21 protein-coding genes are annotated in these 21,942 nt (G+C 66.9%); 15 read left to right on the top strand and 6 right to left on the bottom strand.

What is annotated here, in order from left to right; all coding sequences use genetic code 11:
- Positions 1-3 precede the first annotated feature (3 nt).
- Positions 4-1,095 (bottom strand): NAD-dependent epimerase/dehydratase family protein, encoded by a 1,092-nt coding sequence (locus QF038_RS18300; protein ID WP_307611990.1) that lies wholly within the window; start codon positions 1,093-1,095, stop codon positions 4-6.
- A 145-nt stretch (positions 1,096-1,240) separates the two neighbouring features.
- Between QF038_RS18300 and QF038_RS18295 the strand changes: the two genes are divergently transcribed.
- The 11 genes from QF038_RS18295 (at position 1,241) to QF038_RS18245 (ending at position 13,202) form a co-directional block, all read left to right on the top strand.
- Entirely contained in the window at positions 1,241-2,125 is an 885-nt protein-coding gene (locus QF038_RS18295) for a sigma-70 family RNA polymerase sigma factor (RefSeq protein ID WP_307611988.1), read from the top strand.
- A 130-nt stretch (positions 2,126-2,255) separates the two neighbouring features.
- On the top strand, positions 2,256-2,792 hold the full coding sequence (locus QF038_RS18290; protein ID WP_307611987.1) for an HAD-IIIA family hydrolase: 537 nt from the start codon (positions 2,256-2,258) through the stop codon (positions 2,790-2,792).
- Positions 2,792-3,880 carry a glycosyltransferase family 9 protein gene (locus QF038_RS18285; RefSeq protein ID WP_307611986.1) on the top strand — a complete coding sequence of 363 codons (1,089 nt, stop codon included), beginning with the start codon at positions 2,792-2,794 and terminating at the stop codon, positions 3,878-3,880. Before QF038_RS18290 ends, QF038_RS18285 begins: the two co-directional genes overlap by 1 nt.
- Positions 3,877-4,920, top strand: a complete 1,044-nt coding sequence (locus QF038_RS18280; RefSeq protein WP_307611984.1) for a glycosyltransferase — start codon at positions 3,877-3,879, stop codon at positions 4,918-4,920. Before QF038_RS18285 ends, QF038_RS18280 begins: the two co-directional genes overlap by 4 nt.
- Positions 4,917-6,170, top strand: coding sequence for a glycosyltransferase (locus QF038_RS18275; RefSeq protein WP_307611982.1), 1,254 nt, complete (start codon positions 4,917-4,919; stop codon positions 6,168-6,170). Before QF038_RS18280 ends, QF038_RS18275 begins: the two co-directional genes overlap by 4 nt.
- A complete protein-coding gene (locus QF038_RS18270) occupies positions 6,167-6,910 on the top strand; it encodes an SIS domain-containing protein (RefSeq protein ID WP_307611980.1) in 744 nt (247 codons plus the stop codon). Before QF038_RS18275 ends, QF038_RS18270 begins: the two co-directional genes overlap by 4 nt.
- Positions 6,907-8,331: a PfkB family carbohydrate kinase gene (locus QF038_RS18265; protein WP_307611977.1), complete on the top strand. Its 1,425-nt coding sequence runs from the start codon at positions 6,907-6,909 to the stop codon at positions 8,329-8,331. Before QF038_RS18270 ends, QF038_RS18265 begins: the two co-directional genes overlap by 4 nt.
- 61 nt (positions 8,332-8,392) lie before the next feature.
- Positions 8,393-9,094 carry an SDR family oxidoreductase gene (locus tag QF038_RS18260; protein ID WP_307611976.1) on the top strand — a complete coding sequence of 234 codons (702 nt, stop codon included), beginning with the start codon at positions 8,393-8,395 and terminating at the stop codon, positions 9,092-9,094.
- A gap of 40 nt (positions 9,095-9,134) precedes the next feature.
- Entirely contained in the window at positions 9,135-10,658 is a 1,524-nt protein-coding gene (locus QF038_RS18255) for an aldehyde dehydrogenase (protein WP_307611974.1), read from the top strand.
- Positions 10,655-12,211, top strand: a complete 1,557-nt coding sequence (gene rfaE2 / locus QF038_RS18250) for a D-glycero-beta-D-manno-heptose 1-phosphate adenylyltransferase (RefSeq protein ID WP_307611972.1) — start codon at positions 10,655-10,657, stop codon at positions 12,209-12,211. The genes QF038_RS18255 and rfaE2 overlap by 4 nt, the downstream gene beginning before the upstream one ends.
- A 61-nt stretch (positions 12,212-12,272) precedes the next feature.
- A complete protein-coding gene (locus QF038_RS18245) occupies positions 12,273-13,202 on the top strand; it encodes a spermidine synthase (protein WP_307611970.1) in 930 nt (309 codons plus the stop codon).
- 119 nt (positions 13,203-13,321) lie between these two features.
- Here QF038_RS18245 and QF038_RS18240 read toward each other — a convergent pair whose 3' ends face one another.
- A complete protein-coding gene (locus tag QF038_RS18240; RefSeq protein ID WP_307611968.1) occupies positions 13,322-14,230 on the bottom strand; it encodes a LysR family transcriptional regulator in 909 nt (302 codons plus the stop codon).
- Between the two features lie 132 nt (positions 14,231-14,362).
- Between QF038_RS18240 and QF038_RS18235 the strand changes: the two genes are divergently transcribed.
- Both QF038_RS18235 and QF038_RS18230 read left to right on the top strand, forming a co-directional pair.
- A complete protein-coding gene (locus tag QF038_RS18235; RefSeq protein WP_307611966.1) occupies positions 14,363-15,745 on the top strand; it encodes an MFS transporter in 1,383 nt (460 codons plus the stop codon).
- Between the two features lie 50 nt (positions 15,746-15,795).
- Positions 15,796-16,548 (top strand): 3-hydroxybutyrate dehydrogenase, encoded by a 753-nt coding sequence (locus QF038_RS18230; RefSeq protein WP_307611964.1) that lies wholly within the window; start codon positions 15,796-15,798, stop codon positions 16,546-16,548.
- A gap of 79 nt (positions 16,549-16,627) precedes the next feature.
- Here QF038_RS18230 and QF038_RS18225 read toward each other — a convergent pair whose 3' ends face one another.
- Both QF038_RS18225 and QF038_RS18220 read right to left on the bottom strand, forming a co-directional pair.
- Positions 16,628-16,891: a hypothetical protein gene (locus QF038_RS18225; protein ID WP_307611962.1), complete on the bottom strand. Its 264-nt coding sequence runs from the start codon at positions 16,889-16,891 to the stop codon at positions 16,628-16,630.
- 217 nt (positions 16,892-17,108) lie between these two features.
- Complete coding sequence (locus QF038_RS18220; RefSeq protein ID WP_307611959.1) at positions 17,109-17,498, bottom strand: helix-turn-helix domain-containing protein; 390 nt, start codon at positions 17,496-17,498, stop codon at positions 17,109-17,111.
- Positions 17,499-17,595: 97 nt separating this feature from the next.
- On the opposite strand from QF038_RS18220, the gene QF038_RS18215 reads away from it, so the two are divergent.
- The gene (locus QF038_RS18215; RefSeq protein WP_307611957.1) at positions 17,596-18,459 is read left to right on the top strand and encodes an SDR family oxidoreductase; all 864 of its coding nucleotides are present in this window, start codon (positions 17,596-17,598) and stop codon (positions 18,457-18,459) included.
- Positions 18,460-18,521: 62 nt separating this feature from the next.
- Here QF038_RS18215 and QF038_RS18210 read toward each other — a convergent pair whose 3' ends face one another.
- Entirely contained in the window at positions 18,522-19,157 is a 636-nt protein-coding gene (locus QF038_RS18210) for a LysE family translocator (protein WP_307611955.1), read from the bottom strand.
- Between the two features lie 62 nt (positions 19,158-19,219).
- On the bottom strand, positions 19,220-20,725 hold the full coding sequence (locus QF038_RS18205) for an amino acid permease (RefSeq protein WP_307611953.1): 1,506 nt from the start codon (positions 20,723-20,725) through the stop codon (positions 19,220-19,222).
- Between the two features lie 241 nt (positions 20,726-20,966).
- Between QF038_RS18205 and QF038_RS18200 the strand changes: the two genes are divergently transcribed.
- A complete protein-coding gene (locus tag QF038_RS18200) occupies positions 20,967-21,941 on the top strand; it encodes an NAD(P)-dependent alcohol dehydrogenase (protein ID WP_307611951.1) in 975 nt (324 codons plus the stop codon).
- Position 21,942: the final 1 nt, after the last annotated feature.

Genomic DNA, 21,942 nt, shown 5'->3' with positions numbered 1-21,942 from the left:
TGCCTAGCTCCTGGGTGGGATGCCTGGACTCGGTGAAATGCCTTGACTGGATGACATGCCTTGACGAGGGGTCAGGACGGGGGAAGGAGCCACTCCTTCCCCCGTCCCGATGCCCTCCAGCACCTCAAGGACGGCCTCCACTGATGATTTTTTCGCTTCCCACCCGAGAATCCGGCGGGCGCGGCTTGTGTCCATAACGGGCGCGCCTGCCGCCATCTCAACCCATCCGGAGTCCGTAGGTACAAGGTGGAGCTGCCAGGCGAGGCCCACGAGTTTATGTAGCAGTCCCATGGGGATCGGAAGGATTCTCCGCGCCCGCAGGATCCGCGCAAGTTCCTGCGGCGCGAGCACTGGTTCCGCTGCGATATTAAAGGCCCCGGACGCCCGCTGGTCGATGACCCGCCAGTAGGCGTCGGCAACGTCGTCGGCGTGGACGGCTTGGAAAATGAGGTCGTCCGGGGCGGGCAGCAGGGGGATCCGGAGCCTCCCCGGCAGGAGTCGGGGGATAACCGGGCCCAGGAAGTACCTGCCGATCTCGCTTCCGGCGCCACGCTGGAAAATCAGTGCGGGCCTGAGCCTGGCCACGGCGATGCCCGGCTCCGCTGCTGCGAACCTGTCGAGGAGCTCTTCCTGGGCCGCCTTGTGCCGGCTGTAGTGCGAACCCGCCATCCCTGTCGCAGGCCACGACTCATCGGACCGGCGGTCCTTTGGGGCTTTACTGTAAGCGCCAACCGAGGACGCGCAGACCACCTGCTTTACGCCTGCCTTCCGGGCTGCTTCCAGGACATTTGCCGTTCCGGTGACATTAGTCCGGTACAGCTGGTCCAGATCCCTGTTCGGCTGGATCTGCCACGCCAGATGCACCACGCAATCAATGCCCGCGAGTGCGGATTCCAGCCGGGAGCGATCGCTTTCCAGGCCAATATCGAGCGTGTGCCAGGCAACCGCGGCGTAGGGGGCGCGGGATGTGTCCGGCAGGCGCCTGCTGATCCCTGTCAGCTCCAGGCTGCCCGGCCTGCTGGCGAGCTTCCCGTGCAGGGTGCGCAGCAGCGCGGTCCCTGCATTTCCGCTGGCTCCGGTGATGGCGATGCGCATGGCAAGGCTCCTTCGCAGAAGAGGGCAGTTTCGTCTTACATGCCGAGCCTAATGCTGCGAAGGATTGTTTTATAAGCAGCCTTATGATTTCCTACTGCTAAGTCTTGCCGCAGGCTTCGGAACCAGACCGAGGGAACCAACGACAATGCCCGAATCTTTCGCCGCGCTTGCCGTGGACAATACGCACGTCCAGGAGCCATGCCTGGAACCACCAAGGGAAATCCGGCCTGCCAATAAACAGGGGCGGCTGCGGGAGACCTTTGAAAATGACCTGGTCCTGGGCTATTTGGACCTCGCCGAGGCCTTGGCCGCCCGTTTTGAAGCCCGGGGCCGGGAACGTGCCGACCTGAACCAGGTGGCCTACCTTGGACTGGTAAAGGCCGCCCGCGGTTTCGACCAGTCCAAGGGGGAAAGCTTCCCGGCCTACGCGGCGCCCACCATTGCGGGGGAGTTGAAGAGATACCTGCGTGACCGCACATGGGTGGTCCGGCCTCCGAGGCACATCCAGGACCTCCGCACCAGGATGTTCCGCGTGGAACCGGAGCTGGTCCAGGCATTGGGCAGGAATCCCAGTGTGGAGGAATTGGCAACGGAGCTGGGGGCTGACGCCACCGAAGTCCGGGAAGCCATCTCGGCGTCGAGCAGCATGCATCCGGACTCCCTGGACGCAGCCAACCCGCACAGTGACGCCCCGTCCATCGGCGAGCTGCTCGCATGCCCGGAAACACCCCTGGAACGGCTCGAAGACCTGGCCTGCCTGCGCGAGGCCATGCAGGACCTGGATGCCGCTGACCGGGAACTGCTGTACCGCCGTTATTTCTGTGAGGAAACCCAGGTCCAGTTGGGGAAGCGGCTGGGGATGTCGCAAATGCAGGTTTCCCGCCGGCTGGCCCGGGTGCTCGTGGAGCTCCAGCGCCGCCTCCTCAGCAGCGGGCACGTTGCCGGCTCCGCAGTTCCCAACTCCGTTCCCGGCAAAAATTCATCCCGTCGGACGCCCTCCAGGGCGGCGTTCAGGACCGGGGGCTGTTAGCGCCCGAGGCGTGCCGGGAGGCAGCACCAGCACCGGGAGGAGCCCCAGCGACGTCCTATCTTGCCTGTTCAAAGGCGAGAAAAGCAGCAGCCCCTGTTTAGGAGCAGCAGCAGTGGGGAACGGAGTGGGTATGGGAAGCTCCGTAACCTCCAAGTTCCGCGCTGTCCTGTTCGACCGGGACGGGACCCTGGTAGTCGATGTGCCCTACAACGGGGACCCCGAACGGGTCGCCCCAATGCCGGGTGCCAAGGAAGTCCTGGACGCCCTCCGGGCAGACGGGATAGCCACCGGAGTCATCAGCAACCAGTCGGGAATCGCGCGCGGCCTGATTACCGCTGCCGACGTGGCAGGCGTCAATGCCAGGGTGGAGGAACTGCTGGGGCCCTTTGATGTGTGGGAGGTCTGCCCCCATGCGGAGCAGGACCTCTGCTCCTGCCGCAAGCCTGCACCGGGAATGGTGCACAGTGCCTGCCGCAAGCTTGGCATCCGCGAATCGGAGGCAGCGCTCATTGGTGATATCGGTGCCGACGTGCGCGCCGCCGAAGCCGCCGGAGCAACGGGCGTGCTCGTTCCAACCCCCGTGACCCGGCTCGAGGAGGTGGCCGAGGCCCAGCTGGTGGCCCGGAACCTGGCCGAGGCCGTCTCACTGCTCGGGGGGCAGCCCTGATGGGCCGCGTCCTGGTGGCACGGCTGGACAGCATGGGCGATGTTTTGCTGGCCGGGCCCGCCGTGCGGGCCGTCGCCAACGGCAGGTTCCGGGACGGCAGCCGCCCGAACCAGGTGGTAATGCTTTGCGGACGGCAGGGCGAGGCGGCGGCGGCAATGCTGCCGGGCGTGGCCGAGGTCTACAGCTGGGACAGCCCGTGGATCATGAATCCCGCTCCCCGGATGACCGGCCCGCACGCAGACAGGCTCATCGAGTACGTCCGTAACTCCCGGATTACCGAGGCCGTCATCCTCACCTCCTTCCACCAGTCACCCCTGCCACTGGCGCTGCTGCTCCGGCTTGCCGGTGTGGAACGGATCACCGGGGCATCCACCGATTACGCAGGCTCCCTGCTGGACGTACGGCTCAAGCCCGGCGAAGACTTTCCCGAAGACCAACCCGAGGCCGAGCGCGCGCTGGGCATCGCCGAAGCGGGCGGCTTCCGGTTGCCTGCCGGGGACGACGGGAAACTCCGCCTTGCATCGGTGCCGGGCGTCCGGGACCTCGTGGGAGACGAACCCTACGTCGTGGTGCATCCCGGAGCCGCCGTCCCTGCCAGGGCGTGGCCGCCGCTGCACCATGCTGCCGCCGTCGAACTCCTGCAGGGCGCAGGGCACCGGGTGGTGGTAACCGGCGGCCCGGGAGAGAGCTCCCTGACCGCGACAGTCGCAGGACCGTCGGCCCTCGACCTTGGCGGCCGCACGGACCTCCACACCCTGGCCGGGGTGATGTCCGGGGCCGAAGCCGTGGTCACAGGCAACACCGGGCCGGCACACCTCGCCGCTGCCGTTGGCACTCCTGTGGCCTGCCTCTTTTCGCCGGTGGTGCCGGCCATCCGCTGGGCTCCGTATGGAGTCCCGCTGGAGCTGCTCGGTGACCAGAATGCCGCCTGCCGGATGTCCCGGGCCCGGGTGTGCCCCGTGCCGGGCCACCCGTGCCTTGACTCGGTTTCGCCGGAGGAAGTGGTGGCGGCAGTGGAGCGCCTGATCGGCGGAGTGAGCTCCTTCAGTACCCACGTCAGTACCCGTAGAAAGGCCCGCAACAGATGAGAATCCTGCTCTGGCATGTCCACGGTTCATGGACGGACGCCTTTGTGCGTGGCCGCCACGAGTACCTGCTCCCTGTCCTGCCGGGGGGTGGTGCCTGGGGACTGGGCCGTGCCGGCAGGGACTGGCCGGCGTCGGTGCGGGAGGTGGACCTCGGCGGGCTTGATGCGGACGCCGTTGACGCCGTCGTCCTGCAGCGCCCTGAGGAGATTGCTGAAGTTGCGCGGCTGCTGGGCCGCAGGCCTGGAGTTGACCTGCCTGCGGTGTACGTGGAGCACAACACCCCCAAGGGGGACTTCCCGTTTACCCGGCACCCGTTGGCGGACCAGAGCGCCATCCCCCTGGTGCATGTCACGCACTTCAACAGGCTGGCGTGGGATAACGGATCGGCGCGCAGCCTGGTGATCGAGCACGGGATTCCAGACCCAGGGCAGCTCTACACCGGGGAGCTGCCGGAGTTGGGCGTGGTAGTGAATGAACCCATCCGCCGCGGCCGGGTCACCGGCACGGACCTGTTGCCCGCGTTCGCCTCCGTTGCCCCGCTCCAGGTGTTCGGCATGAAGACCGATGGCCTTGCCGCCGCCGCCGGGATTGACGCCTCCCGGCTGACGGCCCGCGGCGACCTCCAGACCCGGGAGCTGCACCGTGAGCTGGCCCGCTGCCGCGTCTACGTACACCCCATGCGCTGGACCTCCCTGGGATTGTCCCTGCTGGAAGCCATGCACCTGGGCATGCCGGTGGTTGCCCTGGCCACCACCGAAGCCCCGCGAACCGTGCCGCCGGAGGCCGGCATCGTGTCCGCCGATATCGATGAGCTGCTTCGCTGCGCGCAGCGGCTGGTCGCCAATCCGGATGAAGCCCGACGGCGGGGCGTCGCCGCCCGTGAAGCGGCACTGGAACGCTACGGCCTGGGCAGGTTCCAGGACCGCTGGGATGAGCTCCTCGCGGACCTGGGCGGGGGGATCCTGCACCCGCTTACCGCCAGCAACGACGGCCTGGACGAGAAGATCCTCGTTCCGGCGCGAGAGAGGAAGACCCCATGAAGATCTCGATGATTTCCGAGCACGCCAGTCCGCTCGCGGCGCTGGGCGGGGTGGACGCCGGCGGGCAGAACGTGCACGTTGCCGCGTTGTCCGAAGCACTTGCCAAGCGCGGCCACCATGTCACTGTCTACACCCGCCGGGACGCAACGGAGCTTCCGGAGAGGGTCCGCGTGGGGCGCCGGTTCGAAGTGGTCCATGTGGACGCGGGCCCGGCGCGGCATGTCCCCAAGGATGAGTTGCTGCCCTATATGGGTGAGCTTGCCGACGGCGTGGCGCGGGACTGGAGCCAGCGGCCGCCGGACGTGGTGCACGGGCATTTCTGGATGTCCGGCCTGGCTGCCCTGGATGCCGCGAGGCGGCCGGAGCAGGGTTACCGGGTTCCCGTTATCCAAACCTTCCACGCCCTGGGCACGGTCAAGCGGCGGCACCAGGGCGCGGAGGACACCAGCCCGGCCGAACGCCGCTGGCTCGAGCCCGGAGTGGGTCGGTCCGTGGACCGGATCGTTGCCACCTGCTCCGACGAAGTTTTTGAACTCAAAGCCATGGGCATCAACACGGGAAAGATTTCCATTGCCCCCTGTGGGGTGGACCTGGGCTTCTTTTCCGCAGACGGCCCGGCAGCCGCCAGGCAGCGCAAGCACCGCATCCTCTCCGTGGGCCGCCTGGTGCCGCGCAAGGGCGTGGACCTGGTGATCCGTGCGCTGCCGTACCTCAAGGACGCGGGTTTTGACGACGTCGAGCTCCTGATTGTGGGCGGCGGCGCAGAGTCGGGCGTGCTCCACGCGGACCCCGAGGTCCGCCGCCTGCTGGAGCTTGCCGGGGAACTGGGGGTTTCGGACCAGGTAAACCTGCAGGGCCAGGTGTCACGCGGCGAGATGCCCGGCATCTTCCGCAGTGCCGATGCCGTGGTGTGCGCGCCCTGGTACGAGCCTTTCGGCATCGTCCCGCTCGAGGCCATGGCCTGCGGCGTCCCGGTGGTAGCTGCCGCGGTAGGCGGCCTGCGGGACACTGTGGTTGACCACGGAACCGGGCTGCACGTGCCGCCACGGGACCCCGAGGCCATCGCGTCAGCGCTCGCTTTGCTGCTGGAGAACCCCGCCCTGCGGACGGAGCTTGGGAATGCAGGAAAGCGGCGCGCGCGGGCCAGGTACTCCTGGGACCGGGTAGCAGCCGAAACCGAGAAGGCCTATCAGCTGGCGGTGGCAGGGGCTGCCCCCGGCGTCGTCCCGATGGAAGGAGCGGCACTGTGACTGCGGAATGGTCCCTTCGTGAAGCCGACCTGCCGGTCCTGGCACGGCCGGCCCCGCTGCCCGCGGTGCTGCCGGGCGCCACTTTTGTGGATCCGGACAGCGCGGAGGCGGTGCGCGCGCACCTGGACAACGTGGTGCCGGCCCTCGATTCGCTCCGGAGCCAATCCGGCCGCCTGGCCGCCTGGGGAGTGGAGCTGGCCCAGCGCCTGCTCCGCGGCCAGCGGCTCCTCGCCGCCGGCAACGGCGGATCGGCGGCGGAGGCCCAGCACCTCACAGCCGAGCTGGTGGGAAGGTTCGACGGCGAGCGGGTGCCGTTCTCTGCCATCTCGCTGCACGCGGAGTCCTCGGCAATGACGGCCATCGCCAATGATTACGGGTACGACGACGTTTTCGCCCGCCAGGTGCGGGCCCACGGCAGGTCCGGCGACGTGCTGATGCTGCTGTCAACCAGTGGCAAGAGTCCCAACCTGCTTCGGGCTGCCGAAACAGCATCACGGCTGAACGTCACCACGTGGGCGCTTACGGGCACCGGTCCCAATCCCTTGTCTGAGGCCTGTGACGAGGCGGTCATGATTGACGCGCTCAACGCCAACGCCCAGGAGGGGCATCTGATCGCCCTGCATGCCATCTGCCGCGCCTTCGACCTGGAAGTGGGCCGGCGCGGGTCCGCTGATCCGCTGGCCTTGACAAACCTTGGTGTGCAAAACCAGGGGCTGCAGAAGCGCGGTGGTGTGGCATGAGGATCGTGGTGGTGGGCGATGTGATGCTGGACGTGGACCTGTCCGGTGAAGCCACGCGGCTGAGCCCCGACGCACCCGTGCCTGTGGTGGACGTGTCCGGCGTCAAGCGCCGTGCCGGGGGAGCGGGCCTGGTGGCCCGGATGCTTGCCCAGGACAACTGGCCCGTCACGCTGGTGACGGTTCTGGGCGATGACGACGCCGGCAGGCAGCTTCAAGGGCAGCTCGCCGGAGTGCGGCTCGTGTCCGGTCCCAGCGGTTATGCCTCGCCGGTCAAAACCCGGGTCCGGGCAGGATCGCATCCCGTGGTCCGTTTTGATCAGGGGTGTGGAAAGACTCCCGTCCCGGAGGTCACCCCGGCCATGCTCCGTGCCGTGGAGAAGGCCGGTGTGATCATCGTGGCCGATTACGGCCGTGGCCTTGCGGCGAACCATCAATTGAGAGAGCTCCTGGCCCGGATGGCGGATGAGGTTCCCATCGTCTGGGACCCGCACCCCGCCGGGCCGGACCCGGTGCCGGGCGTCGCCGTCGTCACGCCAAACCTGGCTGAAGCCCAGAAGGCCGTGCAGTCGCGCGGCCGGAAGGAAGCCCGGCAGGAGCCGGCAGCTGTCCGGCTCTCTGCTGCACCGGGTCCCGCTGCCGATGCGCAGGATCCTGCCGCCGAGGCAGGCGGAATCCTGCTGGAGGAATGGGGCAGCCAGGCGGTCCTGGTGACCAAGGGCGAGAAGGGCGCTGTCCTGTGCCGGCCCGGCCGCAGCCCGGAACCCGTTCCCGCCCCGAGAGTGGAAGCCGGCGATCCCTGCGGGGCCGGCGACCGGCTTGCCGCCAGCCTTGCCGTGCACCTCCTGGCCGGCCGCGCGCTCAGCGAAGCCGCAGCGCTGGCTGTCCACGACGCCGCGGACTTCCTGGCCAACGGCGGAGTATCCGCCCTTCCGGATGCCGGGGAGCCCGCCCCGGTCCAGCCCCGCATCAGCGACCCGCTGCTGCTGGCCCGCGCTGTGAGGGAGAACGGCGGCAAGGTGGTGGCGACCGGCGGGTGCTTCGACCTGCTGCATGCCGGGCATGTCCGCTCCCTGGCGGCTGCCCGTGAACTGGGGGACTGCCTGATCGTGTGCCTGAACTCGGACGATTCCGTGCGCCGGCTGAAGGGGCCGGAGCGGCCCATCATCGGCCAGCATGACCGTGCCGAGCTGCTCCTGGCGATGGAATGCGTGGACGCCGTGATGGTCTTCGACGAAGACACTCCGGAGGCCGCCCTGGAACGCCTCCGCCCGGACATCTGGGTCAAAGGCGGCGACTACAAGGGCGCCAGCCTGCCCGAGGCCCCCTTGGTGGAGAGCTGGGGCGGACGCTGCCTGACGGTCCCGTACCACCCGGCACGCTCCACCACCGGGCTGGCCGATGCCCTCGCCAAAGTGAGCTGACGGCTGAAAAGTCAGCCGACGGCGCCAAAGAGTTTTTGAATTCCCAATCGAAAGGAACACCATGACTGCCGATGTGAAATCACCCGGACGTGTACTTGTGACCGGAGGTGCCTCCGGACTGGGAGCCGCCGTCGTCGATGCTGTCCTGAAGGCAGGCGGTACCCCCGTGGTGCTGGACCGCGACATCAGCAACGTGTCCGCCGTCAAGGCGTTCGAAGTGGACGTCGCGGACCGGCTGGCCGTGGAGGCCGCCGTTAAGGAAGCCGCCGAAACACTGGGCGGGCTCGAAGCGGTGGTGACGGCCGCCGGCATCGACCGGTGCGGCAAGCTGGCCGACGTCGAGGCCACGGAATGGGAAAAGGTGATCGGGGTCAACCTGATGGGGACCGTCTCCGTGGTGCGGGCGGCCCTGCCCTACCTCAAGTCCTCCCACGGCCGGGTGGTGACTGTCGCCTCCACGCTGGGCAAGCGTGCAGTGGCCGACGCCACCGCCTATTGCGCGTCCAAGTTCGGCGTGGTGGGCTTCAGCCATGCGCTCGCAGCGGAAACCGGCGGTGAAATCGGCGTGACCACCATGATTCCCGGCGGCATGAAGACGCGCTTCTTCGACGACCGCACCGAGCAGTACAAGCCGCAGGACGATTCACGGCTCAACGACCCCAACAACGTGGCGCAGGCGATCCTCTTTGCGTTGTCCCAGCCCACCGGCTGTGAGGTCCGGGAAATGCTGATCTGCCATGAAGAAGAGGGCTCCTGGCCCTAAACGCCAAACGACCCACGCCGGAACCGACGGGAGGAACATCATGCCCAGCATCGCCACCGACACCACTGCACAAGACTCCACCGCACAGGACTCCACAACACAGGACAAAACTGCACAACCGGAAGCAACTGACAGCAACGGCATCACCATCCTGAACCCCAGGACCGGTGAGGTCCTGTGGACCGTGCCGGAAGCGGAACCGGCTGCAGTGACCCATGCCGTGGAAGTGGCACGAAGGGCTGCTGCGGACTGGGCCTCCACCGCGCCCGCGGAACGCGGCGCGGCCCTCCGGAAGGCGGCGAAAGCACTAGAAGCAGCCGCGCAGGAACTGGCCGAACTCAACTTCAGCGAAACGGGCCGGCCGGTGGACGAGGCGCTCGCCGGCATCGGCGCGGGGGTTTCCACCCTGGAGCAGTACGCGGAACTGGGCCCCGTCCACCGCGGCCACAGCCTTCGGGGCAACCGGCTCGCTGCCGACTACACGGTGGCCGAGCCGCGCGGCGTGGCTGCCCTCCTGACCCCGTGGAATGATCCGGTGGCGGTGGCATGCGGCCTGATCGGGGCTGCACTGGTGACCGGCAACACCGCTGTGCACAAGCCGAGCGAGCGTTGTCCGCGGCTGGGTGAGGCACTGGGCGAAGTCCTGGCTCCTGCCTTTCCGCCTGGCGTGTTCCAGACGGTGTCCGGCGGTGCAAACGTTGGGGCACTCCTGACGCAGTCTGAGGTGGACGTGATCGCGCATGTCGGCTCCAGCGCGGCCGGCGCGCGGATTGCCAGGGCGGGTGTGCTGACCGGCGCCCACGTCATCCGCGAGAACGGCGGCAACGATCCGCTGCTGGTGGACCGCGACGTGGACCCCGTGTGGGCCGCCGGGCAGGCAGCAATCGGCGCCTTCAGCAACAGCGGGCAGATCTGCGTGGCCGTGGAACGGATCTACGTACATCAGGAGATCGCGGCCGAGTTCTGCGCTGCCCTGGAAACGGAAGCGGCGCTCCGCAACAACAACGGGACCGTTGCCCCGTTGGTGGATCTCCGAATGCGGGACCAGGTCCACGCCCAGGTGGCCGACGCGCTGCGGCAGGGCGCACGGGCGGTGGAGGGCGGCGCCCTTCCCGTCGGCCCGGGCTCCTTCTACCCGGCCACCGTCCTGCTCGGCTGCACAGACAATATGCAGATCATGACTGAGGAAACCTTCGGCCCTGTTGCCCCGGTGCAGGTGGTGGAATCGTTCGACGACGGGCTGCGGCTCGCGTGCAGCGGCAAGTACGGCCTCGCCGCCACAGTCCTGAGCGGCAACATCGCCCACATCCAGCAGGCAGTGGCCGCGCTCCCGGTAGGCACGGTAAAGATCAACGAAGTGTTCGGCGGCGCCCCGGGCGGTGCGGCCCAGCCTCGCGGTGAAAGCGGCGCCGGCTTTGGCTACGGCCCGGAGCTCCTGGACGAATTCACCCGGGTGAAAGTGGTCCACATAGCGGCGCCGCCGGAATCAACAAAGGACAATTCGGGCGCTGCTCCTGATGGTCCGGGCCCCGAATCCGCAGCCGATGAACAGGACAAGTCGTGAGCCTGCACCCCGAGAACCTGCCGGTGGACCCCGCCCTGGTGGACCTGTCCAGCCAGCGCGCCCTGTCTGAATGGCTGCCGGGCCGGCTGGCCGAAGAAGAACCGGCCATCCTGGTGATCGGCGACCTGATGCTGGACGGCTGGTGGAGCGGCAGCATCGAGCGGCTGTGCCGGGAGGCCCCCGCCCCTGTGGTGGACCTCCAGGTCCGGGAGTCCGTCCCGGGCGGAGCAGCAAATACGGCCATGAACCTGGCTGCGCTCGGAGCCAGGGTTTCGGTGGCAGGCATCGTCGGAACTGATGATGCCGGCGAGGACCTGCGCAGCCAGCTCGTCGCGGCCGGCATCGACGTCACCCACCTCCACAGCCATCCGGACATGGTGACCACCACCAAGATCCGGATCAGCAGCGGCGGCCAGGTGATGCTCCGCCTCGACGACTCCGCCAAGGCGGTGCCGGCCGAGGCGCTGGAGGCGCTGGCCGCTTCGGTGCGTGCCGCCGTCGAACGCCAGAACGCAGTGCTGGTGTGCGACTACGGCAAGGGCGTGCTTTCCGGCCCTGTCCACAAAGGTTTGATCGAAGCCTTGGGGGAGGCGCCCGTTCCACTCGGGGACCGCCCGCTGCTGGTAGTCGACTCCCATGATCCCCGTCCGTGGGCACCACTGCGCCCGGACCTGGTGACGCCCAACGCGCAGGAGGCCGCCCGGATGCTGGACCTGCGGCTTCCCGATGGCCAGGACCGGGTGGAAGCTGTCAGCGCACACTCGGAGGAGTTGCTGGCGGCAACCGGTGCGGCCGCCGTGGTGGTCACCCTGGACCGGGACGGCACCGTGCTGTTAAGGCCCGACGGCGTCACGCACCGTACGTGGGCACGGCCGGCCGCCGAGAAGCAGGCATCCGGTGCCGGCGACACGTTCGTTGCGGCGCTGACGCTGGCCCGCTCGGCCGGGTTGCCGCTGACGGCGAGCCTGGACCTTGCCCAGTCGGCCGCGGACGTGGTGGTGCACCAGCCGGGCACCTCCGTCTGCAGTACGGGCCAGCTCAGCCGGTACCTGAAGGCCTTTGCTGATACTGCCCTTGGTGCCGACGAGCTGGAACGGCAGCTGGAGCTGCACCGGTCCCAGGGCCAGCGGATTGTGCTCACCAACGGCTGCTTCGACGTGCTGCACAGCGGCCACACCCGATACCTCAACCAGGCCAAGCAGCTGGGCGACGTCCTGGTGGTGGCGCTGAACAGCGACGATTCCGTACGGAAACTCAAGGGCGCCGGCCGGCCCATCAACTCCATGGCGGACCGTGCCGCCGTGGTGGCGGCCTTGAGCTGCGTGGACTACGTGACAGTGTTCGACACCCCCACGGCGGCACCGCTGATCCGGCAGCTGCGGCCCGAAGTCTATGCCAAGGGCGGGGACTACAGTCCGGAAATGCTGGCCGAGACGCCCGCCGTGGAGGAATACGGCGGCCGGGTGGCCATCCTGGACTATGTCGCTGAGCGGTCCACCACTGCCGTGGTGAAACGGATCCGCGAGGGTGAGGGGGCCGTGCCCGGCAACTAAGGTGCCAGCTGGTATCGAGCGGCAACTAAGGTTGAACCATGACTGAAGCGCGGCACGGGTAATGGCAAAACGCGGAAGGTCAGGAGGCCGGAACGGCCTGCGGTCGGTAGCCGGGGTTGTGGAGGTGCCGGCCGGTTCGCGCCAAAGCGGACCTGTTGAAGGTGTGTATTACATCGATACCGGGGACTGCGAGCTGATCGCGGACCAGGACAATTCCACCGGCTGGCTCCTGAAGATCAACGGTGTGATGAGCTCGCATATAGACCTCGCGGACCCGTTGTTCCTGGACTTCGAGTACATGCGGTGGATGTCCGCGCTGATCGAGTCGCGCTGGCCGCCGTCGGGCGCGTCCGGGGCCAGGCCTAAACTCCGCGGTCTGCACCTGGGCGGTGGCGCCTGCTCCCTGGCACGCTACTTCCATACCGTCTACCCGGAGGCCCGGCAGGTGGTGGTGGAGCTGGACGGCAAGCTCGCCGAATATGTGCGCAACTGGTTCGATCTCCCCAAGGCCCCGCTGCTGCGCCTGCGGGTGGGGGAGGCCCGTGAGGTCACCGAAACGCTGACCGCCGAAACCAGGGACTTCATCATCCGGGACGTTTTCGCCGGCGCCCTCACCCCGCGGTCGCTCACCACAGCGGAGTTCACCCGGCACGTCAAGCGCGTCCTGGCGCCCGGCGGGCTCTACGTGGTGAACTCCGGCGACGCCCCCGATCTCAAGAACGCCCGCGAGGACGCGGCCACCATCGCCGCTGCCTTCAAGCACACCGTGATCATCGCGGACCCGGCCATGCTCAAGGGCCGCCGCTACGGAAACATGGTGATGGCCGGCAGCGACGTCCCGTTTGGCGATGATCCCAAGCTGCACCGCCGGCTCCTGGGCGGAGCAGTTCCGGCCCACCTCTGGGACGACGACCAGGTCCGGGCGTTCGCGGCGGGCTCCCCTGTCCGCCACGACCCGTTGCCGGTGCTTGAGTTACCAGCCGGCGATTGAGCGGTCAACCGGTGGTTGAGCTTGTCGAAATCCAGGTTTCGCTCCCCACCAGCACCCTAAGCTCGCAAGCTCGCTGAGGGAACCCTGCTGGCGGGGCCCCGGCTCAACCACCGGCAGGCTCAACCAGCGGAGTTGCCCTTGCCCAGCAGCCAGTCCCGGTGCTCCGCCATCTGCTCCCGGAGCGCCTGCACCACGGCAGCCACGGCCGGGCGGCGCAGTGAGTCCGGCCGCAGCACCATCCAGTACGGCAGCAGCTCGGCGATTTCGCCTGGCAGCAGGCGCACCAGGTCCCCGTGGAGATCACCCATAAAGCAGGGCAGGAAACCGATCCCGGCACCGGCGCGGGTTGCCTCCACGTGGACAAAGACGTTGGTGGAGGTCAGGCCGTCCCGCATGGCGGGCACCAGCCGGCGGGGCGCATCGAGGTCGTCCACCTGGAGCATGGAGTCCACAAAGTAGACCAGCGGGTGCCCGTTGAGTTCGGCCACGGTGGCCGGGGTTCCGTGCTCGGCCAGGTAGGTGCGGGAGGCATACATTCCCAGCATGTAGTCGCCCAGCCGCACGGCCTCGGCCCGGTGCACCTGCGGTTCGCCCACCACCACTTCGATGTCCAGGCCCGAGCGCTGCTGCAGCGCCCGCCGGGTCATGGTCACCACCTCCACACTGAGTCCCGGGTGGTCGCGCCGCAGCCGGGCCACGGCCGGCGCCGCAATGTAGGCGCTGAACCCGTCGGTGGCTGTCATACGCACGACGCCGGTGACCGGGTCGGGTGCCTTGCCTGCTGCTCCCAGCGTGCCCACCACCGCTTCCACCTGTTCGGCCACCTGCACCGCCTGGGCGCCGAGGTCCGTCAGCTCCCAGCCGCCGGTGGCGCGTGCAAGGACGCGGCCGCCGAGCGCCTTCTCCAGCGCGGCTATCCTGCGTGAGACGGTGGTGTGGTTGAGGCCAAGGGCCTGAGCCGCCGTCGTAAATTTTGCGGAGCGGGACACCGCCAAAAGGACCAGCAAATCATCAGGGTTCGCTTTCATATCTGCAATTCTGCACATACTTCGTGCCGGTTTGGCTATTGAAGCTGCTTGTTTGTGCAGCAATACTCAGGGAAGCCATTCAGGTGCTGGAGATCACAGCACGTGTCACCGTGGACACTTAGGAGAAACCCCATGAGCGTTGAACAACGCCCGGCGGACAATACTGCCGGACCTGCATCCAAAGGATCCGGACTAAAGAAAATCGTGGCCGCCTCAATGGTGGGCACGGTAGTGGAGTGGTACGAATTCTTCCTCTACGCCACCGCCGCCACCCTGGTGTTCGGCAAGTACTTCTTCCCGGCCACCGGGAACGAACTGGACGGCATCATCCAGGCGTTCCTCACCTACGCCGTCGGCTTCGTTGCACGCCCGCTGGGCGGAATTGTGTTCGGCCAGATCGGCGACAAACTGGGCCGCAAGCCCACGCTGCAGCTCACCATTGTGATTGTGGGCGTGGCAACGTTCCTGATGGGCTGCCTGCCCGGCTTCGCCGACATCGGGTACCTCGCCCCCGCCCTGCTGGTGGCCCTGCGCTTCATCCAGGGCTTCGCCCTCGGCGGCGAATGGGGCGGAGCCGTCCTGCTGGTGGCCGAGCACAGCCCCAATAAGTCGCGCGCCTTCTGGTCCAGCTGGCCGCAGGCCGCCGTGCCGGTGGGCAACCTGCTGGCCACGCTGGTGCTGTTCATCATGTCCTCCGTCCTCAGCAGCGAGGCCTTCCTCGGCTGGGGCTGGCGTGTGGCCTTCTGGCTCTCCGCCGTGATCGTGTTCGTGGGCTACTACATCCGTACCCACGTCACCGAAGCCCCCATCTTCCTGGAGGCCAAGGCCCTGGTGGAGAAGGAACAGGCAGTCAGCTATGGCGTGTTCGAAGTGGTCCGCAAGTACCCCAAGGGCATCTTCCAGGCCATGGGCCTGCGCTTCGCCGAGAACATCATGTACTACCTGGTGGTCAGCTTCGCGATCGTCTACCTCAAGACCGTCCACAAGTACGACACCTCCTCGCTCCTGCTGGCCCTCCTGATCGCCCATGTCATCCACTTCCTGGTTATCCCGCAGGTGGGGCGCCTGGCGGACAAGCTCGGACGCAAGCCGGTGTACCTGTTCGGCGCGGTTTCCGGCGCGGCCTGGCCGTTCTTCGCCTTCCCCATGTTCGACACCCGGAGCCCCGTTGTGATCGTGGCGGCCGTAACCATTGGACTCTGCCTCCATGCCTTTATGTACGCCGGACAGCCGGCCATCATGGCTGAACTGTTCCCCACCCGCATGCGCTACTCCGGCGTCTCGCTCGGCTCGCAGGTGACCTCCATCTTCGCCGGCTCGCTCGCACCGCTGCTTGCCACCCAGTGGCTGAAGGACACAGGGTCCTGGGTGCCCACCGCCATCTACCTGCTGGTGGCCTGCGCCATCACCGCGGTGGCAGTGCTGAGCCTGCGGGAAACCAAGGGTATCGCCCTGGAGGAAGTGGACCAGGCCGACGCCGCCCGTGAAGGCCTGCTCCCCGCCCGGACCCGCTAAGCGGCCTGGATAGCTGGAGACTTCCGATGGACAATCGCAAGGGAACTGCCATGGACAACAACACTTTGAATGGCCGCAAAGCCCTGGTCACCGGGGGAGCGAGCGGAATCGGCGCCGCGTGCGTCCGCGAGCTGGCAGCACGCGGAGCGAAAGTGGTGGTGGCCGACGTCGATGCCGCCGGAGCCGCCGCGCTCGCCGACGAGGTGGGCGGCACCTCCTGGACTGTGGACCTGCTGGACGTGGACTCGCTCGCCACCCTGAGCCTGGACTGCGACATCCTGGTGAACAACGCCGGGATCCAACGCATCAGTCCCATCGAGGAGTTTGATCCCGTGCAGTTCCGCCGGATCATCGCCCTGATGCTGGAGGCTCCGTTCCTGCTGATCCGCGCGGCCCTGCCGCACATGTACAGCAACGGCTTCGGGCGGATCATCAACCTGTCCTCCGTGCACGGGATCCGGGCTTCGCCATTCAAGAGCGCCTATGTTGCCGCCAAGCACGGCCTGGAAGGGTTGAGCAAGGTGACGGCACTCGAAGGCGGCGAGCACGGAGTCACGTCCAACTGCATCAACCCCGGCTACGTCCGGACGGCGCTGGTGGAGAAGCAGATCGCGGACCAGGCCCAGGTGCACGGCATCCCGGAATCGGAGGTGCTGGCCAAAGTGATGCTCACCGAGTCTGCCATCAAGCGCCTGGTGGAGCCCGGGGAGGTTGCGTCCCTGGTCGCCTGGCTTGCTTCCGGCCACGCCGGCATGGTCACCGGCGCCAGTTACACGATGGACGGCGGCTGGTCGGCCCGCTAAGGCAGGCCCGTTCCCTTGGAGTTGTTGTCCAGATATGCAGACGTTTCCGCTCTCCAGCCCTGCATATCTGGACAAGAACTCAGTCCAGCTGCCGCACTAGCCGGTGATCATAGAACACCACTCCGTGAGCGGTTTCTACGCCCACGGAGTTGCGTTGCCGAACCACCACGATTCCCTCGCGGCGGCCAATAAAGGGATCATCCCCCACCACCGCATCGCCGATCTTGAACGGGGACCGCGGGGTGAGGGCGGTCTTTGTCCGGTCCCACGCTTTTACTGCGGCAGTGGCAAGGCTGATGGGCCGGCCCATGCCGGCCGGGTCGGGGACATAAGTTTTCACCATGCGTACCAACTCCTCGCGGGCGGCAGCAAAGCCACCCACTGGCGGTGCAGGTTAACCGGAACGCTCCCAGCAGAGGGCGGCCCTCCCATTCCGGTTGGCACCTTACGCCAAAGCTATGCGCTATTCACACCAGTCACATCAGTAACATGTACTCGCTTTTTCCAGGCGGGACTACTTGCTTGTGTTGTCCCTCCGGGGACCACTGGATCGTGCCCGGTCAGGGCTGGCCGTTGACTATTTCTTCCGCGTTCTCGAATGCCCACGCCACCAGCGGAACCAGCAGGCTTCCGAGTTCGTAGCCGCGTTCGGTGAGGCTGTAATCCACCCGCGGCGGAATGACGGGCTGCGCTTTCCGGCTGACCAGGCCGTCACGCTCCAGCGTCTTCAAGGTCTGTGCCAGCATTTTCTCGCTGATGCCCTCGGCCCGCCGCCGCAGTTCACTCCACCGCTGCTCCCCCTCGGACAATGCCAGCAGGATCAGCACGCCCCATTTGCTGGTGATATGGTCCAGGACCGTCCGGCTGGGGCACCCGGCCGGGAACACGCCGTCGGCAAGCGCCACGGGAAGGGGTGCAGCAGGGGCAGGAGCGGAGGTACTTACTTCCATACCAGTACCTTACCTGAAAGTGCGTACTCTCTTTGGGGAAGTATCTCGGAGATGCCGTGGTTGTGCTCCATGAACAACCCCAACGGAAGGAAAATTCATGAGCATCGTCGTCACCGGCGCAACCGGCAAACTGGGCCGCCATGTAGTCGAGGCACTGCTGGAGCGCAATGTTCCCGCGCAGGAGATTGTGGCCACCGGGCGCTCCCTTGAAAAGCTCGCAGACTTCGCGGAGCGCGGCGTCCAGGTCAAGGGCTTGGATTACGCTGATCGCGCTTCCGTGGCCGAGGCCCTGAGGGGTGCCTCCAAGGTCCTCCTCATTTCCGGCAGCGAGGTGGGCCAGCGGGTGGAGCAGCACCGCACTGTAATTGAAGCCGCAAAGGCCGAAGGTGTTGAACTGCTTGCCTACACCAGCATCGCCAACGCGGACACCACGGCAATGTTGCTGGCCGGCGAGCACCAGGCCACGGAAGCCATCCTGCGGGAATCCGGTGTTCCTTTTGTCCTCCTGCGTAACGGCTGGTACCTGGAGAACTACACCGAGCAGCTGCCCGGCACCCTTGCCCAGGGTGCCATCGCCGGAAGTGCAGGCGAAGGCCGCGTCAGTGCAGCGTCGCGCGCGGACTATGCCCACGCGGCTGCCGCCGTCCTGGTTGCCGATGACCAGGCAGGCAAGATCTACGAACTCGGTGGCGACGAGCCGTTCACCATGGCTGAGCTGGCCGCCGAGATCACCGCTGCCGCAGGAAAGCATGTCTCCTACCAGGACCTCCCGGCCCAGGATTATGCCGGAATGCTGGCCGGTTTCGGCGTGCCGGAGGCGTTCGCGGATATCCTCGCCGATTCCGATCTTGGGATTGCCCGCGGCGACCTCCTGGTCAGCACCGGGGACCTCCGCACGCTGATCGGGCGCCCGACGACGTCACTGGGCGAGGCCGTGCGGGCCGCCGCTGCGACTGCCTAGGCTGCAGCTTCCCTGACGAAGCTCCCTGATTGCCCGGCCTTCCGCGCCGGGCAATCAGGAAATCAGGACTTGGTACCCGTCAGTGCGAGGGTGCCGCCAAGGCCAATCATCAGCGCCCCGCCGGTTGCCTCCATGGCGGAAATCCGGCGGGGCGAGCGGGCAAACCAGTGCCGGGCGGAGCCCGCGGCAGTGGCCCAGAGGCTGTCTGACACCAGCGCTATCAGTACAAACAGCACCCCGAGCAGCGCCAGCTGGAATGCAATGGCACCCGAGGGGTAATCCACAAACTGCGGCAGGACGGCTACGAAGAACACCACGGATTTGGGGTTGGTGGCGCCGACGGCCAGGCCTTCGGCCACCAGGCGCAGCGGCCGCGGGTCCACGGGACGGCGCCCGGGGGAAGTGTGCTCCCGCCGGTGGCGGATGGCTTTGATGCCGAGGTAGACCAGGTAGGCGGCGCCGGCCAGTTTGACCACGCTGAACAGGATCACCGACTGCGCCACCATAATTCCCACGCCCAACGCCACCGCTGTCACTTGCACCAGCTGCCCGGAGGCATTTCCCAGCACGGTGAGGACGCCGCCCTTCCAGCCGAGGGCAAGGGAACGGCCGATCACGAACAGAACACTGGGCCCAGGCACGGCGATGAGGATCACGGCGGCAAGGGCAAAGGCAAGCAGGCCGGACAGTGGAACCATGCCTGAGTTTAGCCCCGGCAGGGAGCGTCAGGCATCGCCTGGCGCTCCCTGGCCCTGTGGGCTCAGCCGCGGCTGCGGACGGCAGCGGCTTCGGCCGGAGCAACCACCGGCAGCGGTGACGTTTCGTCCACAAGCTCCGCCCGCCGTCGTCCGTCACCCTTGATCCACAAACGGTACGCAATGACCAGAAGCGCCAGCCACGCGCCGCCCACGTACAGGGCGATCCGGGTGTCTTCGAAGGCGCCGAGGACGGCGATCACCAGCGCCATAAAGGCGATGGCAAGGACTGATGCGGCGGGCCACCATGGTGAAGGGAATTCCGAGGCCGGCAGGCCGCGTCGGGCGATCTCCCGCTTCATGGCCACGTGGGAAGCGAGGATCATCACCCAGACCCAGACCGTGGCGAACGTCGCAATCGAGGCGATGACCAGGAAGACGTCCTCGGGGATGACGGCGTTCAGGACCACACCCACCAGGAGGATCGCGGCCATCATCACCACCGTCATCCAGGGCACCCCGTGCCGGGACACCTTGCCGAAGGCGGCGGGGGCGTGGCCTTGGCGGGAGAGGCCGAAGAGAATGCGTCCGGCGCCAAAAATGTCGCTGTTAATGGCGGAGAGCGCGGCGGTGATCACCACGGCGTTCAGGATGTGCGGGGCCGCGGGGATGCCCAGGCCGCTGAAGATCTGGACGAAGGGGCTGCCGTTGCTGCCGATCTCGTTCCACGGAAAGAGGCTCATGAGGACGCCCAGGGTGAGGACATAGAACAGCAGGACGCGCACGGGGACGGTGTTGACAGCCTTGGGGATGACCTTTTTCGGGTCGGCCGCCTCGCCGGCGGTGATGCCAAGGGTCTCGATCCCGCCGAAGGCGAACATCACCACGGCGAAGGAGGCGAGCAGCCCTTCGAAGCCAAACGGGAAGAACCCGCCGTGCTCCACGAGGTTGCCCAGGCCGGGGGTGACAGTTGAACCGTCGGCCTGGAAACCCAACACGATGATGGCTGCGCCGCCGGCGATCATGGCAATGATGGCCACCACCTTGATCAGCGAGAACCAGAACTCCAGTTCGCCGAAGACCTTGACGCTGAGCAGGTTCAGGGCGGCCAGGAAGAAGATGATGGCAAGGATCCAGACCCAACGCTCCACTTGAGGAAACCAGAAACCCATATAGATGCTGAAGGCCGTGACGTCCGCGATGGCCACGATGGCCATCTCGAAGACGTAGGTCCAGCCGGTCACAAAGCCTGCCAGCGGGCCCAGGTAACGGCTGGCGTACTGGCCGAAGGAACCGGAAACCGGGTGCCGGACGGCCATTTCGCCGAGCGCGCGCATCACCATGAACACGGCTGCGCCGCCGATGATGTAGGCCAGCAGGACGGCGGGGCCGGCCTTTTGGATTGCGGAGGCCGACCCGTAAAAGAGGCCCGTGCCGATCGCCGAACCCAGGGCCATGAACCGGATATGGCGCACGTTCAGCCCGCGGTTCAGGACGCTTCCGACGGCGGCTGTTGCGGTTTCTTGTGCGGCCGGAGTTTCGCTCCGGGTTGGGCTTGGTGCTTGTTGCATACAAATACCTTCTCGTCTTTGGGAGGTGGGCCGGTAACCAGCAGACCACTTCCGCGGGCGACGTGATGAGCCTCACGGGGGCTTGGTGTCTTTCATTTCAGATTGGACGGTGGATCCCTGCTTTTTCGGTTCAGAGGCGGGACCCTTGACGCGACCCCGGCTATTCCTTACCTTGAGGGGCCGCCGGTAACCGCGCGGATGAGGTTGTTGTGCCCCCGTACCACCAGCCCGAAGGAGATCGATGATGAAAGCAATCGTGCAGGACGTTTATGGATCGGCAGACGTGCTCGAATTGCGGGACATCGCCCGGCCCGGGCCCGGCGACGGCCAGGTGCTGGTCCGGGTGCGGGGGGCCGGCGTCGACCAGGGGGTCTGGCACCTGATGACCGGGCTGCCGTACCTTGTCCGGCTCTTTGGTTATGGGCTGAAGAAGCCAAAGGTTCCGGTCCGGGGCAGGGAAGTGGCCGGCGTAGTGGCGGCGGTGGGGCCTGGAGTGACACGTTTTGCTGTTGGGGACGAGGTGTTTGGAATTTGCGAAGGGTCCTTTGCCGAGTACGCCTGCGCCAAGGAGGACAAGCTGGCCCCAAAACCCACGAGCCTGTCTTTCGAAGAAGCCGCGGCTTCGCCGATCTCAGGCGTCACTGCCCTGCAGGCTGTCCGCGATGCCGGCCAGGTCACTGTCGGCCAGAAGGTGCTGATCCTTGGCGCGGGCGGGGGAGTGGGATCCTTCGCGGTGCAGCTGGCCAAAGCCTTCGGAGCAGAGGTGACAGGGGTGTGCAGCACCGGCAAGGTTGAACTGGTCCGTTCCCTTGGGGCGGATGCCGTCATTGACTACAGGACGACCAATATTGCGGGCGATGGAAAGCTGTACGACGTCATCCTGGACACGGCCGGCAACCGGCCGCTGACTCTCCTGCGCCGGCTGCTCGTACCCAAGGGCACGCTGGTGATCATCGGCGGCGAAGGCGGTGGCAAGCTGACCGGCGGATTTCAGCGGTCCCTGGTTGCGCCGCTGGTCGCCATGTTTTCCGGCCGGAAGCTCAGGGGGCTTGTCGCCAGGGAAACGCACCTGGATCTCGAGGCACTTGCGTCGATGATCGAGGCCGGCAGCGTCAAGCCTGCGGTGGACAAGGTCTTTCCCCTTGCCGAAGCGCCGGCCGCCATCCAGTACCTCCACGAGGGGCGGGCGCGCGGCAAAGTGGTGGTCCAGGTCTGAA

It is taken from the genome of Pseudarthrobacter sp. W1I19 (genome assembly GCF_030817835.1).
In the GTDB taxonomy this organism is placed as follows: Bacteria; Actinomycetota; Actinomycetes; order Actinomycetales; family Micrococcaceae; genus Arthrobacter.
This window is presented reverse-complemented; position numbering and strand designations above follow the sequence as displayed.

Excerpts from the sequence above, each read along its gene's own strand:
- QF038_RS18300 (WP_307611990.1), bottom strand. The coding sequence starts at position 1,095 with ATGCGCATCGCCATCACCGGAGCCAGCGGAAATGCAGGGACCGCGCTG.
- QF038_RS18295 (WP_307611988.1), top strand. The coding sequence starts at position 1,241 with ATGCCCGAATCTTTCGCCGCGCTTGCCGTGGACAATACGCACGTCCAG.
- QF038_RS18290 (WP_307611987.1), top strand. The coding sequence starts at position 2,256 with ATGGGAAGCTCCGTAACCTCCAAGTTCCGCGCTGTCCTGTTCGACCGG.
- QF038_RS18285 (WP_307611986.1), top strand. The coding sequence starts at position 2,792 with ATGGGCCGCGTCCTGGTGGCACGGCTGGACAGCATGGGCGATGTTTTG.
- QF038_RS18280 (WP_307611984.1), top strand. The coding sequence starts at position 3,877 with ATGAGAATCCTGCTCTGGCATGTCCACGGTTCATGGACGGACGCCTTT.
- QF038_RS18275 (WP_307611982.1), top strand. The coding sequence starts at position 4,917 with ATGAAGATCTCGATGATTTCCGAGCACGCCAGTCCGCTCGCGGCGCTG.
- QF038_RS18265 (WP_307611977.1), top strand. The coding sequence starts at position 6,907 with ATGAGGATCGTGGTGGTGGGCGATGTGATGCTGGACGTGGACCTGTCC.
- QF038_RS18260 (WP_307611976.1), top strand. The coding sequence starts at position 8,393 with ATGACTGCCGATGTGAAATCACCCGGACGTGTACTTGTGACCGGAGGT.
- QF038_RS18255 (WP_307611974.1), top strand. The coding sequence starts at position 9,135 with ATGCCCAGCATCGCCACCGACACCACTGCACAAGACTCCACCGCACAG.
- QF038_RS18245 (WP_307611970.1), top strand. The coding sequence starts at position 12,273 with ATGGCAAAACGCGGAAGGTCAGGAGGCCGGAACGGCCTGCGGTCGGTA.
- QF038_RS18240 (WP_307611968.1), bottom strand. The coding sequence starts at position 14,230 with ATGAAAGCGAACCCTGATGATTTGCTGGTCCTTTTGGCGGTGTCCCGC.
- QF038_RS18235 (WP_307611966.1), top strand. The coding sequence starts at position 14,363 with ATGAGCGTTGAACAACGCCCGGCGGACAATACTGCCGGACCTGCATCC.
- QF038_RS18230 (WP_307611964.1), top strand. The coding sequence starts at position 15,796 with ATGGACAACAACACTTTGAATGGCCGCAAAGCCCTGGTCACCGGGGGA.
- QF038_RS18225 (WP_307611962.1), bottom strand. The coding sequence starts at position 16,891 with ATGGTGAAAACTTATGTCCCCGACCCGGCCGGCATGGGCCGGCCCATC.
- QF038_RS18220 (WP_307611959.1), bottom strand. The coding sequence starts at position 17,498 with ATGGAAGTAAGTACCTCCGCTCCTGCCCCTGCTGCACCCCTTCCCGTG.
- QF038_RS18215 (WP_307611957.1), top strand. The coding sequence starts at position 17,596 with ATGAGCATCGTCGTCACCGGCGCAACCGGCAAACTGGGCCGCCATGTA.
- QF038_RS18210 (WP_307611955.1), bottom strand. The coding sequence starts at position 19,157 with ATGGTTCCACTGTCCGGCCTGCTTGCCTTTGCCCTTGCCGCCGTGATC.
- QF038_RS18205 (WP_307611953.1), bottom strand. The coding sequence starts at position 20,725 with ATGCAACAAGCACCAAGCCCAACCCGGAGCGAAACTCCGGCCGCACAA.
- QF038_RS18200 (WP_307611951.1), top strand. The coding sequence starts at position 20,967 with ATGATGAAAGCAATCGTGCAGGACGTTTATGGATCGGCAGACGTGCTC.